General features: G+C 61.5%; 12 protein-coding genes. 1 reads left to right on the top strand and 11 read right to left on the bottom strand.

The window, feature by feature from the left end:
* Positions 1-7: 7 nt before the first annotated feature.
* The 11 genes from LVD11_RS09170 to rsxA form a co-directional block, all read right to left on the bottom strand.
* Positions 8-1351, bottom strand: a complete 1344-nt coding sequence (locus LVD11_RS09170; protein ID WP_237058198.1) for a transporter substrate-binding domain-containing protein — start codon at positions 1349-1351, stop codon at positions 8-10.
* A complete protein-coding gene (locus tag LVD11_RS09165; RefSeq protein ID WP_237058197.1) occupies positions 1317-1970 on the bottom strand; it encodes a hypothetical protein in 654 nt (217 codons plus the stop codon). The genes LVD11_RS09170 and LVD11_RS09165 overlap by 35 nt, the downstream gene beginning before the upstream one ends.
* Before the next feature lie 34 nt (positions 1971-2004).
* On the bottom strand, positions 2005-2178 hold the full coding sequence (locus LVD11_RS09160; RefSeq protein ID WP_237058196.1) for a hypothetical protein: 174 nt from the start codon (positions 2176-2178) through the stop codon (positions 2005-2007).
* Positions 2179-2211: 33 nt separating this feature from the next.
* On the bottom strand, positions 2212-4245 hold the full coding sequence (locus tag LVD11_RS09155) for an MltF family protein (protein WP_237058195.1): 2034 nt from the start codon (positions 4243-4245) through the stop codon (positions 2212-2214).
* Between the two features lie 106 nt (positions 4246-4351).
* Positions 4352-5059 (bottom strand): TetR/AcrR family transcriptional regulator, encoded by a 708-nt coding sequence (locus LVD11_RS09150; RefSeq protein ID WP_237058194.1) that lies wholly within the window; start codon positions 5057-5059, stop codon positions 4352-4354.
* Positions 5060-5224: 165 nt separating this feature from the next.
* On the bottom strand, positions 5225-5938 hold the full coding sequence (locus tag LVD11_RS09145) for an electron transport complex subunit E (protein WP_237058193.1): 714 nt from the start codon (positions 5936-5938) through the stop codon (positions 5225-5227).
* Position 5939: 1 nt separating this feature from the next.
* Entirely contained in the window at positions 5940-6620 is a 681-nt protein-coding gene (rsxG, locus tag LVD11_RS09140; protein WP_237058192.1) for an electron transport complex subunit RsxG, read from the bottom strand.
* Complete coding sequence (gene rsxD / locus LVD11_RS09135; RefSeq protein ID WP_237058191.1) at positions 6620-7672, bottom strand: electron transport complex subunit RsxD; 1053 nt, start codon at positions 7670-7672, stop codon at positions 6620-6622. Before rsxD ends, rsxG begins: the two co-directional genes overlap by 1 nt.
* On the bottom strand, positions 7672-9777 hold the full coding sequence (rsxC, locus tag LVD11_RS09130) for an electron transport complex subunit RsxC (RefSeq protein WP_237058282.1): 2106 nt from the start codon (positions 9775-9777) through the stop codon (positions 7672-7674). Before rsxC ends, rsxD begins: the two co-directional genes overlap by 1 nt.
* A 68-nt stretch (positions 9778-9845) precedes the next feature.
* Positions 9846-10436, bottom strand: a complete 591-nt coding sequence (gene rsxB / locus LVD11_RS09125; protein ID WP_237058190.1) for an electron transport complex subunit RsxB — start codon at positions 10434-10436, stop codon at positions 9846-9848.
* A 9-nt stretch (positions 10437-10445) separates the two neighbouring features.
* Complete coding sequence (gene rsxA, locus LVD11_RS09120; protein ID WP_237058188.1) at positions 10446-11021, bottom strand: electron transport complex subunit RsxA; 576 nt, start codon at positions 11019-11021, stop codon at positions 10446-10448.
* A 263-nt stretch (positions 11022-11284) separates the two neighbouring features.
* Between rsxA and LVD11_RS09115 the strand changes: the two genes are divergently transcribed.
* On the top strand, positions 11285-14131 hold the full coding sequence (locus LVD11_RS09115; protein WP_237058186.1) for a hypothetical protein: 2847 nt from the start codon (positions 11285-11287) through the stop codon (positions 14129-14131).
* Positions 14132-14140 lie beyond the last annotated feature (9 nt).

Here is a 14140-nt window from a genome sequence, read left to right as displayed (position 1 = left end):
ACCTGCATCAGGCCGCGCGCGCCGACCCATGACTTGGCTTTTTGGGGTCGAAAGTGCTTTCCTGGTACATCTGCGCGACTACCAGCCGCCAGTCAAAATCATGTTTATCGGCGTACCTTTTGACGATTTTGTCGAAAGGGGAGATTTCCCCTTTCTCGCTCAAGGCCTTGATTTCGTCGCGTGTACGCTTGGGTTCATCGAAGTATTTGCGAAACAGTGTTTTTCTTAACTGGGTTATTTTTTTGTCGTTGAAGAAATTGTGCACGGCCTCCAGCAATTGTGGATTTCCCTCGCGCACCGCCCAGGCATAGACATTATCCTCCTCATGCAGGTCGAGGAGGTTGTCCACATCGTCACGCCACTGGTGTTCCAGGCGCACGGTTATGTCGTCAGCAATCGTAAGGTCGTATTCGCCCTCTGCGACCCGGTCAAGGATCTGGGGAATGGTGAGCTCTTCCGGCACCAGGTCCACGTTGATGTCCGGGTACTGTTCCAGGATTTCCCTCAGTATTTCATACTGGCTACTGGACTCGAGCACGTGAACGGTACGGCCTTCCAGGTCCTTGATACTGTTGATGGTTTCCCCCGGGCGCCCGACCACGCTGACCTTTTCTTCCATATAGGCAGGGCCAAAATCGACCCCCTGGCTGTCGCGTATATCAGTGGCAGTCAGCAGGCTGGCGGTTACATCGGCTTTTCCATCTCGCAGGAAATTCAGGAGGTCACTGTGTTTGGGGGCCACGATAATCTCGAGGCGCACGTCGAGATCCCTGGCAAACCTTTGCAGCAGCTCGTATTCGTAGCCCATTATGCGTCCCTTCCACATAAAGTAGGTTCCCGGGTGGTTGCGGGTAACCGCACGCAGCACCCCGCGCTCCCTGATCTGGTCCAGATCACCGATAAAGCGCTGGTCGGGGGTGGTCAGTTTGATATCGCGGATGGCATCGTCGATAAACTTTTTCAGCTGGGGGGAGTTCTTGCGGATACCGGCCGCCAGCTGGTCCTCCCGCTCAAAGACAATATTTTTCTTCAGGTTGTCACGGAACTGGCTCAACAGGTCGAATATCATCTCGTCAATTATGGTGAGGTCGATATTCCCCATGGATACCTGCAGGGCCAGTTCGACATAGTTGGTCTTTACCGCTTCGACTTTCAAGCCAGGGTATTTCTGTGCCAGCTCCTGAGCACGTTGCTCAAACACTGTGCCCTTGGTCACCTGTAGTGTTTTGCCCTTGAGGGAGTCCCCCTCCTTGATATCAGGCATATCGGCCCGGGACACCAGGGTGTCATGGGTGGATGCTATTGGAATGCTGAAGTCAATCAGCTCGCGACGCTCGGAGGTTGGGACCATGTTGTTGGCGATAATGTCCCCCTTGCTCTATCAGCATGGGTATCAGCTGGTCGAAGCTTTCCGCGTAAAGCACAACCGGCTCCAGGCCCAGTATTTCCGCCTTTCGCTTGGCTCGCTCGATCTCAATGTCTTGTGGCGTGGCAGCCCGGTGGAGTGAGTCGGTATTAGTGACATCCACCAGAATGCCGAGCTTGCCGCGCTTCCTGATGGCGTCCAGGTCACCGGTCTCAATATAGTTGTCGTAGGCGCCGATGGGGTATTCGCCGGTAGTTTCGGGTGACCAGGCGGCTTCCGGCCGCAGGTCATCCTTGCCGGCCACGCGCTTGGCGAAGCGATCCCACAGGCCGGGTGCCTTTGCCGCTTTACCGACCTTTTCCCTGGCCTCCCCAGGGACAGCTTTTTCCGGGGACTCTGGAGGTTGCTGCGCTTCAGGGGCTGAATCCCCCTTCGCTTCATCTGCCGTAGCAGTCTCGCTCCCGCTTTCCGAGGACTCCTGTTCTGCGACCATGTCGGTCGCCTCGCGTTGCTGAGATTCCTCGTGCTCGCCGCCATAGCCAGCCGCGAGGAAGATTGTCAGGACAATGACGCTTAGAGAGAATCTCGGGGGGATAAACCGCATTGAGTTATATACCGGTCGGTGCTTGTTTCGTTGGTTACAGTCTAGCCAGAGGCTGTGCTCGGGCATTGGTGGCGCGGTAACGTACCTGGCCGGTGGAGAAGGTTCCCGGTGGGGTCATGTGGCTGCCCTGTTCCTCCCGTTGTTTCTGTGCCTCCAGCAGTGAGGCAAAGGAGCGAAAGCGCGCCTCGATCTTGCGTGCGTTGTCCACCGGTTCCTGTTCAGGGGCATAGCCATAGCGGGTCTACCTGAAGTATTTCCCGTCCGGCAACAGCAACATGGCGTTTTCCACGTTGTCGAACCAGATCCTGCGATCCCAGCCGTTCTCCCGAGCCAGGTCCTGCGCGTCGTCGACATGAGCCGAGCCGGCGTTGTAAGGGGCGAGTGGGAACCACATCTGGTTCTCCAGGTTGATGCCCTTGTCGTCAAACTTGTCAGGGAGCCAGCGCATATACGTGATGCCGGTCCGGATACTGTTTTCAGGAGTGAAAAGGCCGGTTTCGCCCACTCGCCTGCCGGTGCTCGGGATCACCTGCATCAATCTCCTGGCGCCCACCCAGGACTTAACGTCGGGGTGGAAATTACTTTCCTGGTACATCTGCGCGACGATCAGTCGCCAGTCGAAGTCGAACTCCTCTGCGTACCGGCGCACGATATCGTCAAAAGGGGATAGCTGGCCGCTGCGGTTGAGCTCCTCGATTTCGTCACGGGTGCGCTTGGGGGCATTGAAATAGCGCTCAAAGAGTTCGGGAATCCTGTCGTCGGTGCTGGGTTCGGCAAAAAACTCGTTAATGGCCCGTAATAACCTGGGGTTGGACTCCCGCACCATCCATGCATAACGGCTTTCTTCCCGGGGCAGCCTGAGCGCGAACGCGATATCATCGCGCCACACCTGCTCCAACCGGACAGATATTTCGTCAGCAATGGTGAGGTCGCACTCGTTGTTGACCACTTTGTCGATGACTTCCTGGATGTCCAGCTCCCCGGGAACTTCCTGCACCTCAATGCCGGGCACCTGTTTTTTCAGTTCCTCCGCCACTTGGTACTGGCTGCTGGCCCGACGCACGCAGAGAGTGCGGCCAGCCAGGTCCTGCATGCCTGACAGTTTCTCGCCCGCGCGTGCGGCTATGCCGGTCGGGCTTTGCAGGTAGGGCCTGGAGAACGCCATGCCCGAAGCCTGTCGCCGACGGGTCACTGCCAGCAGGCTTGCGGAAACATCCACATCGCCGTTACGCAGCATCCGGACAAAATCTTCATGGGTATCGGCCACGGTAATGTCCAGTCGCACATCCAGGGACTTGGCGAAATTTTCCAGCAGTCTGAACTCGAACCCGAGAACCTGGCCCTTCCACATGAAGTAAGTGCCGGGATGATTGCGTGTCACCGCCCGCAGGACACCGCGCTTCCTGATGGCCTGGAGGTCACCCACGGAGCGCTGTCCCGGCCGGGTCATGCGGATCTGCTGTACCTGCTTGTTGATGGCCTGCAGTAACTCTGGCGAGTCCTTTCGGATTGCCCAGGCCAGTTCCCGCCGGCCGGGAAACACATGGTTCGCCTTGAGGCCATCGCGAAACTGCAATACCAGGTCCAGGGCCTGCCGGTCGACAATGGTAAAATCCACATCACCGTCAGCCACCTCGATAAGCAAGTCGACATAGTTATCCTCGCGTATCTGGAGCTCCACTCCCGGGTATTGGCGGGTAAATTCCTGAGCCTCCTCCTCGAATACAGTGCCGGCGGTCACCACGACAACCTTCCCGCTCAACCGGCTCTGGTCGTTGATATCCTCAGTGCCGGTTGCGGATACCAGTACCACGTCGGTTTCGGCGGTGGGAATCGAGAAGTCGACTTTCTGCCGCCGGGCATCGGTTACCAGCAGGTTATTGGCGATCAGGTCGCCCCCGCCGGCATTGAGCATTGGGATCAGGTCACTGAATTGGGGCACCTCCAGCACGACCAACTGCAGGCCCAGCCGATGCGCCATCAGGCGGGCCTGTTCGATCTCCACATCCTGTTGTGTTGCCTCGCGGTGCAGGGCGGCCGAACGACTGGAATCAACCAGCAGGCGCAACCGGCCACGCTTTTCAATCGCGGCCAGGTCACCGGATTCGACGTAGTTGTCATACAGTTCTATCGGGATAGCATCAAGGTTACCGGGCGTTGAGGCGGCCGCACTATTACCGGTGGGGACGGCACCCGGGTTGCCGCGCTCGCAGCCGGTGTTTGACAGCAACAGCGCGACGATAATTGCGAATAACAGGCGCCAGCTTGGTGTCATGGCGATGAAGTATGTTTACAGAGTCATACCTCCAGCCTAGCTGGCTGTGGCAGTTGTGGAGGGGGCGGGGCAGCCCCGCCGGAGCGGGGCGGGGCAGGGCAGGGGCTCAGTCGAGAGCGACCGGTTGGCTGGCAGGGGCACTTACCGGGATCAGTCCCTTGACCATCTTGGTGACGGTGCGCTCCAGCAGTGGTGACTCGATATCCACCGCGCCGCTCAGGATCTGGTATTCCAGGTTGAGGATGGTACCCATGGTGATCTGGGCGGCAGCTTCCGAGTCGGCGACATCCAGCAACTGGAAGAACTCCTCAATCAGGGCCTGGTTGGCCTGGTTGGCCATGCGGATCGCCCGGGTCAACTGTTCGTTGCGGAGGGCCTCGTTACGGAAGGCCAGCTCGATCAGGCGGAAGTCGCGCTGGCTGGCCTGGGCCCGCACATGGGTGAGGATAAAGCGGGTCAGTTGCTGGGTCAGCAGCTTGCGTCCGCCGGCGGAGGCGCGCTCCTCGGGTGACAGTGCGCGGGCTGCGGCGAAACTGTCTTCCTGCAGCTGGCGTGTATGCTCCAGTCCCTGTTCAACGAAGTAGGTAAATGCATCGCTGATCAGGTCGTTGAGGTCCTTGAAGTAGTAAGTGGTGGCGGCCAGCGGGACAGAGGCCTCGCGGGCGACAGCGCGGTGGCGGATACCGCGGATACCGTCCTTGACGATCAGGCGCAGTGTGGCTTCTAGAATCGCCTTGCGGCGCTGGCGGCTGTCAGCGCGTTGTGCACGCCGGCCGTGGTAAACGAGTTCAGACTTTCCATTGTCCACTGTCATAGCGGTAATTCCTTTTTATTTCGTACATACCCGATCAATCCCCTGATCGGGCGTACCATTCTAGCGAAAAAGAATCCCGTGGCCAGCGTCATTTGGAAGAATGTGGTGCCAACCAGCTTACAGGGCCTTACATGGCAACAGGCGCGTGCGCGCCGCTGGTGCATATCAGGAAATCTTGCCGGTAACGCGCACTCGTTTGGCCCCGGGCACGACTCGCACCGGTTGGCTGCGACGGCGCTCAATACCGGCGTCGATGGCGTTCTTGGCTGCAATCAGCAGCCCCGCAACCAGGAAGGCGCCGGGTGGCAGTACCGCCACCAGGAAGCCCGGGTAGTCACTGCCCAGCACCGGGATAGTCCAGTCCCGGGCGACTGGGCCCAGCAACAGGTCCATGTCCGCGAACAGGGTGCCCTGGCCGAGGATCTCGCGGATGGCGCCAATCGTAATCAGCACTGCCATAAAGCCCAGGCCCATCATGAAGCCGTCCACCATCGAGGGCAGTACCGGGTTCTTGCTGGCAAAAGCATCCGCCCGGCCCAGGATCGCGCAATTGGTCACGATCAGTGGGATGAAAATGCCCAGCACCAGGTAGAGCTCATAAGTGAACGCCTTCATCAGCAGCTCGGCACAGGTTACGAATGTGGCGATGATCATCACCGATACGGGCAAGCGGACCGTTTCCGGCATTTGTCGGCGAACAATGGATACCGCCAGGTTGGAGCAGGTGAGTACGCCGATGGTGGCCAGTCCCAGGCCGATGGCGTTGACCACCGTACCGGTCACTGCCAGTAGCGGGCATAGTCCCAGGAGCTGCACCAGGGCGGGGTTGTTGTTCCAGAGGCCGTTGCGACTGATTTCGTTGTAGCCGGGCGTTGCCATCTTACTGCTCCTCCTGGCCGGACTCGCTGGGCTGTTCTACTTCCACTGCGCGCTCGGAAACGGGCGCGGAGAAAATTTCCTGGTGGTGCTTGGCGACGAATTCCAGCACCTCGCGCACCTGGGTTACCACCGCGCGAGGTGTGATGGTGGCACCGGAGAACTGGTCGAAAGCGCCACCGTCTTTCTGTACCTGCCACTGGTCGCGGGGTGGGTTGCCCAGCGATTTGCCGTTGAAATCGAGGATCCAGTCACTCTTTTTTACCTCGATCTTGTCCCCCAGGCCTGGGGTTTCGCTGTGGCTGGTGACCCGGACACCGGCCACGGTGCCATCGCGGTTTACCCCCACCAGCAGGTTGATCGGGCCGCCATAACCGTCCGGGGCGACTGCGGGGATAATTACTGCCGTAATGCGGCCGTCCTCGCGGGCGAGGTTGATATCACCACCGTCCTTGAGCCCCAGGCGCGACCAGTACTGGCGTGGTATCGGGTAGGTGTCCACCAGCATGTCGTTACTGTGGCGATCCAGGGGGATGATCTCCAGCAGTGCCTTGGCTGCGGCGGCACGGACTGCACGCTCGATGGGCTCGCGGGTGGTGATCTGGGTAATTGCCAGGGTACCGGCGGTAACCAGGGCGAACAGGGCCAGTATCACCGCGTTACTGATCATGGAGCGTTTCAGCATTACTGCTCCTCCCCTTCGGTGGCCTTGCGCGGTGCCTTGTGGCCATAAGTACGTGGCAGGGTGTAATTATCGATGGTGGGTGCGGCGAAGTTCATCAGCAGCACAGCAAATGCCACGGCATCGGGGTAACTGCCCCAGGCACGGATGACATAGGTGAGCAGTCCCACGCCGGCACCGAAAATCAGGCGGCCCTTGTTACTGGTGGCGCCACTCACCGGGTCAGTGATGATAAAAAACGCCCCGAGCATGGTGGCCCCGGAGAAAAGGTGCAGTGCCGGGGAACCCTCGCTGAGCGAGCTGCCACTGTCGTAGAAGAGCATTGACAGCAGTGCCAGGGTGGCGAGCATGGCCGCCGGGGCATGCCAGGTGATTACGCGGCGGTAAAGCAGGAACAGGCCGCCGACCAGGAAGCCCAGGTTGGCGGTTTCCCAGCCGAGACCCGCGACCCTGCCCTGGTTGAGTATGGGTTCCATCTGGTAAAGCTGCTCGAGCAGCACCGAGTCGTTCAGGCGCACGATTTCCAGTGGAGTGGCGCGGGTAAAGCCATCGACACTGTAGTTACCGAAAACGAGAGAAAAGGCCTCAGCGATTCCCGGTGTGCCCTGGATCAGTTCGCCCGGCGCCACCCAGCGGGTCATGGCCAGCGGGAAGCTGATCAGCAATACCACATATCCCACCATGGCCGGGTTGAAGGGGTTGTAGCCAAGGCCGCCGTAGAGCTGTTTCGCCAGCACGATAGCCACGGCACTGCCCACTACCGGCAGCCACCAGGCGCAGTATGGGGGCAGGGCAATGCCCAGCAGCAGCGCGGTCACAAAAGCGGTGTAGTCTTTCAGGTAAAAGGACACCGGCCGGTTGCGCAGTTTCACCATTGCCGCCTCACAGGCGAGAGCGGTGATGGTGCACAGGACGATATTGATCAGCACGCCAATACCGAAATACAGCACCAGTGCCAGCACGCCGGGGGCGGTGGCGGCTGCTACCTGTAGCATCACCCCGGCAGTGCGGTCACCGGAGCGGGTATGGGGCGAGGACATGCGCATCAGAGACATTATTTTTCCCCGTCCTGTTCCTGTTGCTGGCGCATCTTGTGGTCCAGTTTTTCCTGTAATTTTTCCAGTGCCGTGGCAAAGGCATCGACGTTCTCGTCCTGCTCCGCGCGCGCTTTCTCCAGTCGCGCTTTTGCCTTGGCCACGCGGGCCCTGAGGGCCTCTATCTCAGCCGCCAGCTTTTCCGCCGGGTCCATACTGGCCCGCGCCGCGGCGGCAGCCTTGGCTTTCTCGATTGCGCTCTGCGCCCGGGATTGGCCGCCATGCCCTCCCTCTTCGCCACTGCCGCCGGTACCGCTCTGTACGTCGGCGGCATCTGTGGCGGCAGAGGGGCTGGCCTTGGCCTGCGCGTCGGCCAGCTTGCGCCGGGCGTCCTGCAACTTGAGCTCGGCATCCTTGAGTTGTGCCGCCAGCTGGTCGCGCTGGGCATCGTCGGCGGCGTCGAGTTTTTTCTGCATGCGCTCGACACGATGTTCGGCGCTGGTCAGTGAGCGTTTGGCGCGGGCCAGCTGCTGCTCCGGTGACGACTGCTTGGCCTTGACTCGTGCCAGGGCTGCAGCCACCACATCGGCCTCTTCTTTCGCGGCCTTGCCAGACGCGCTGTCGCCGTTGCCGGAGGCAGCCTGTTGCTCGCGTTGCTTGCGCGCCTGTTCAGCGGCCTCGCGTCGTGCCTTACGCTTGGCTTCCTTCTCTTTTTCGGCCTTTTCCAGGCGCAGTTTGCGGAACTCGAAGCGCTCGCGGGCGCGATCGGATTTCTCCTTTTCTTCCTCGGCGATGCGAATATCGCCCTTGGCTGCGCGGTAGTACTGCACCAACGGAATGGTGCTGGGACAGACATAGGAGCAGGCACCGCACTCGATGCAGTCGAACAGGTTGTAGGCCTGCAGCTTCTCGCGGTCGTCAGCCCGCGCGTACCAGTAGAGCTGCTGCGGCAGCAGTGAGGCGGGGCAGGCCTCGGCGCAGAAGCCGCAGCGGATACAGGCCTGGGCCGGAGGGGGCGGTGGCAGTTCACTGTCGGTCGGCACCAGGAGGCAGGTAGTGGTCTTGATCACCGGAGTGCGGTCGTCTTCGATGGTGAAGCCCATCATGGGCCCGCCATGGATGATCCGCTGCATCAGTCCACGGTGGACACCATGCTGCTTGAGGATATGACGGATGGGGGTGCCCAGCGGCACCTCGATATTGCGGCTTCTCTCCAGGGCTTCACCCACTACCGTGGTCACCCGGCTGATCATGGGCTCGCCAAAGCGCACCGCGCGGTACACCGCACGGGCGGTGCCGGTATTCTGGCAGATGACGCCCACGTTGGCAGGCAGGCCCTCGTTGGGCACCTCGCGCCCGGTGAGGATCTGTATCAGCTGTTTCTCACCACCGGATGGGTATTTGGTCGGATAGACGATGATATCAAAGCGGGTGCCCTCCGCGGCGGCGCGCATGGCCTCGATGGCTTCCGGCTTGTTGTCCTCAATCCCGATCAGGACCTGGTCGGGCTCGTCCAGGATATAGGCCATCATTTCAACGCCGGCAATGATCTCCCCGGCGCGCTCGCGCATCTGCATGTCATCGGCGGTAATGTAGGGTTCACACTCGGTGCCGTTGATAATCAGGGTGTCGATCTCGGTGCCACCGTGGGGGTCGAGTTTTACCGCGGTTGGAAATCCCGCGCCGCCCAGGCCGGCAACCCCGCAATCACGGATTTTTTCCAGCAGCTCGATCGGTGCCAGCTGGCGGAAGTCCTCGCACGGGGTCAGTTCGCACCAGCGATCCTCACCATCGGTGCGGATTGTGATGGTATCCACCTCCATGCCGGAGGGATGGGGCATGGGGCCGGGCTCGATGGCTTCCACCGTGCCGGAACTGGGCGCATGGATATTACCGCTGATCAGGCCATCGGCCTCGGCGATTAGCTGGCCCTTCAGCACCTTGTCCCCCAGCTTGACCACGGGGATGGCGGCAGTGCCGGTATGCTGTATCAGCGGTACCACCAGTTTCTCCGCCAGGGGAATGCTGCCGATGGGCTCACCAGTGGACTGCTGTTTGTTCTCCGGCGGATGGATGCCGCCGGGAAAGTCGTTGGGCTTCAATGCCCGCTTTTCCTCGCGCGCGATCAGGCGCGCCTCGCGGGCCGTCCGGCGCTCTTCGGCGGTTTCGCGTGATGATGGTAACTGCTCGGGGCTCACGCTACGTCTCTCCTGTCACTGGCGATCAGCTCCACACCGTCAACCGGCTTGGGCGGGTGCCAGTCCTGCAGCGGGGTTTCCACCGGCACCATATCAATGCAATCCACGGGGCACGGCTCGACGCACAGGTCGCAGCCGGTGCACTCCTCCTCGATCACGGTATGCATGTATTTGGCCGCGCCCACAATCGCATCCACCGGGCAGGCCTGGATGCACTTGGTGCAGCCTATGCACTCGGCCTCGCGAATAAAGGCCACTTTCTTTACATCCTCGACACCGTGCTCGGCATCCAGTGGCTCGGGTTCAACATCCAGCAGATTGGCAAGTTCGTTGATCGTGCCCTGGCCGCCGGGCGGGCACTTGTTGATGCGGTCGCCGTGGACGATGGCCTCGGCGTAGGGGCGGCAGCCGGGATAGCCGCATTGGCCGCACTGGGTCTGTGGCAGCAGGGCATCAACCTGGTCCACCAGAGGGTCGCCCTCGACCCGGAAACGCACCGCCGCAAAACCCAGCAGTGCGCCGAATGCCAGCGCCATGCCGCCAAGCACCAGCAGGGGAGTGGAAATTTCGGGTAACCAGTCCAGCATGGCGCCTCCCTATACCAGGCCGCTGAAGCCCATAAAGGCCAGCGACATCAGCCCGGCGGTGATCATGCCAATGGCGGCACCGCGAAATGGGGTGGGAACTTCCGCCGCAAACAGGCGTTCGCGCATGGCGGAAAACAAAATCAGCACCAGCGAGAAGCCCACTGCGGCGCCGAACCCGTACAGGGTCGATTGCACAAAATTGTGCGCCTTCATTGTGTTCTGCAGCGCCACGCCCAGGACCGCACAGTTGGTGGTGATCAGGGGCAGGAATACACCGAGTACACGGTGCATCAGCGGGCTGGTTTTCTCGATAAACATACGGGCAAACTGCACCACCACTGCGATTACCAGGATAAAGGAGATGGTGCGCAGGTAGCCGATATCGAAGGGCTCCAGCAGGTAAGTGTTCACCAGGTAGGAACAGATGGACGCCAGCGTGAGCACAAAGGTGGTGGCGCCGGCCATTCCAACGGCGGTCTCCAGCTTGTTGGAGACGCCCATAAAAGGACACAGGCCGAGAAATTGCACCAATACATAGTTGTTAACCAGAATGGTGCTCAACAGGATGACGGCAAATTCGGTCATGGTTCTCCGGGATTGGCCTGGTGCTGGTTGTCGAAGCCTAGCACTGGTTCGCCCCGTTCCCGCGCATGGGGCCGTGTCGCGAAGAGGGCCGGGGAGTGGGGTGCGGTGGCATACCGCGCAGGGGCGGTATTATGGGTGAGTCCAAGGGGGGGTTCAATACGGAGGTGCCGGCAGCCCCCATGGCTGCTGGCTTTTGTCTCCGTCACTGGCTTATCCTCCGGGACAGCATCCATTTGATAAGAATAACCCGCAAGGAGTGCTCCATGGATTTCCTCTCGCGCCGGTCTTCCGCCGGTGAGGCACTTGCCCGCCTCGGCCTCGACCGGGAGGTTGAGCTACTGCAGACGCTGGCGCGTCTCCAGCGCCACTGGCCCGAGCTTCGCACCGGTACTACTGCGGACTCCCCTCTGGAATATCTGGTTACCCTGGAGGATGAGCTGGATGTCCAGGGGCCGCGGCTGGAGGCGCTGGATATTGATCCCGCGGCCCTGTCGGCGCTTGGGGCCCAGCTGCGTCGGGCGTGTGCCGATCTCATACCTGCCTCGTGGCGCAGGCTGCTGCGACCGCTGGCAAGCTTTGACGATGACCCGGGCCTGGTACAGCTGCCCCTGCTGGATGCTGCGGTTCCCGCCGGGACCACATTGCACACCGGTGCCGCCAGCCTGGTGCTGGCCGGCGATGGCGAGGCGCGCCTGGAATTGGAGGCATTTGACCAGCCGGAATTGGGGTTGCCAGTCTCTCCCGCAGAAGATGCCGGGGCCGCCACCTGCCCACTGCGAATCGGCCTGGCGGGACAGATCCTTGGGGAGGCCGGGGCTGGCGGCGTCGCCGCGGTGGATGGCGAGGCCCGCGGCCGGCTCGATTACTGGTTCCGGGTGCCCGCCGATATGCGCTTTGCCCCTGCGGCCGCCGCTTGCCTGGAGCGACTGCCATCACCCTTCAGCCCGGACGGAATCCTGACCGCCAACGATTTCGCGGGACTGCAGTGGCAGTCTAACTGTCACCTGGAAGCCACCCTGGAGCTGGAGTACAGCCTGCTGTCGTCTGCCGGCGCACTGGTCGCGGATGCGGGCATCGTGCTCTCCGCCAGTTACCGGGGGCAGCGGGAGTTCCGGCTCACCGCTTGGCCGGATGGCGACCGGCTGGCCCTGCGATTGCGGCGAACCCGTGGCAGCAATATGACTGACAGTGCCGGCCTCGGTATTGAGCTGGATATTGCCGATCTCGCACAACAGGTGCGGGAACGGCTGGTGGTGCCCAATCTCCGCAACTACGAAGGGGTTTACCGGCGTTTTGGAGCCTTCCTTAAACCGGGCAGCCTGCTGCAGACCCGGTACCTTGAGCTGCTGGAGAGTTTGGCGGCCAGGGTGGCGACGGACTCCGACCTGCAGACTCTGCTCAGGCTGGTCGGCGGGGCCGAAACGGATCATGAACAGCTACAGCAGTCTGTGGCGGACCGGCTGGTGCGGTGGCTCGATAGCGGGCCGGGGATATTCAGTCGCGCCACCGGGCCGGTCCTGGCGCAGCAGGGCGCGGCTGCGGTCGCAGAGGTATTGCCCGCCGGGGTGCCGCCACAATTGCGTGAGCGTATTGCCGATGAGATACACGGGTTATTGGAGGCGCTACAGGGCAAGCTCGCGGATACTGTGGAGGCGCAGGCACAGGATACCGCGACGGATCTGCTGGGCGAGCTGGCGCAGCTGGGGGGGAGTATCGCCAGCGCAGTCGATTCCGCCGCCAACCGGCTGGATGCAGCGCTGGCGGGCGTGCGCGCGGCTCTGGAAAAGATCGATGCGCGTATCCAGGCGCTCACCGCGAACATCGAGGCGGTGGCCCGCCGCAGGATCGAATTACGGATCCTTGCCCGGGAGCAGCGCCAGCGGCGGCGGGAGGCGGAGATAGAATTGCGTCTCGCGCCGGATAACGATAAAGCTCGCGACCTCTACCGGAAGTTACTGTCTGGTGACCTGGAGGTGCTTGCGGGCCTGCTGGAAAAGCAGCCGACGTCGCTCGCCGGCGTGGAGCTGGTCTCTGGTAGTGCCAGTGAACTGCTGGAGCGCCGGGAAACCAAATCGACTGAACTGGCATTACTGGGGCTGTCCCTGGGCAGCCTGTCCATTGTCGACAGTCGTGTGCAGCTGGAACAGGACCTGGCGGGAAATATTACTATCCAGTCCCGCTTGGAAGTGCGCCGGGCGCTGGATGGTATCCGCGAGCAACAGTCGGCCGGGTTCCTGTCGCTGCTCAACATCCGTCGGGGAGGCCGTCGCAGCCTGCCCCTCAACCTGGCGGTTACGCAGCAGGATGAGCGACTTGAACTCGATGAGCTGGAGACTTTTCTGGACGGCCTGGTGGGCAGCGGGCTCCTGTCGCCGTTGGCGGCCGGGGCGGCCGTGCAGCGTTACTGCCAGTGGCAGGGGCAGGCCGGGGGTGGTTTCATCAATGCGCAGATCGAGGCCCGCCTCACCATCGAGGATGAGGCGCTGGAGGCCTTACTGGACTACGCAGATCCACAGAACAGCACCGATACCGGATTGTTGGCCGATGTCCTGCAAGCGCTGCAGGACTTCGATGTGGTCAGTGAAAAGCGCCTGGCGATTGCGTGTCGTGCGGTGCGGCAACTGGATCGGCGTTACCGGCACTATCCGGATGCGGAACAGTTGTTTACTGCATTCAATGCCGGCCCGCGCAGCGAGGACCGCCCGTTGAGTGGCCGGGACGACTTCTTTGCCGCACCTTTTGCCCGTTGCCTGGACAATCCTCCGGTTCGCAGCCTGGATTCCCGTGGCCTGCGGGATGCCCGCCGCGTCCATCTCTTTGCCAAGAGCTGGGCATTGATATTGCGCAAGCTGCACCAGCATTACCACAGTGACGCGACCGTGGGCGACGGGGGACAGATCGAGCGGGACAACCAGCTGCTGGCATTCTGCCTGCATCGCTGGCTGCGGGTAAGGCAGTATTTCCTGTTCCATCCCGCCGACAGCATGTCGAAGCAGACGATGGCATTTATCGGCCTGTTGGCAAGGGCTGCCTGTATCGATGGGGAGCCGCCGCTGTCGATTGCCATGGAGCTCGAGGGAGAGCCGGAATCCCGCCGGCTCTACAGCTGAGCCGGCGGC

It is taken from the genome of Microbulbifer sediminum, from assembly GCF_021729035.1.
GTDB lineage: Bacteria > Pseudomonadota > Gammaproteobacteria > Pseudomonadales > Cellvibrionaceae > Microbulbifer > Microbulbifer sediminum.
Note: the sequence above shows the minus strand (reverse complement) of the source record. Positions and strands in the feature narration are given on the sequence as shown.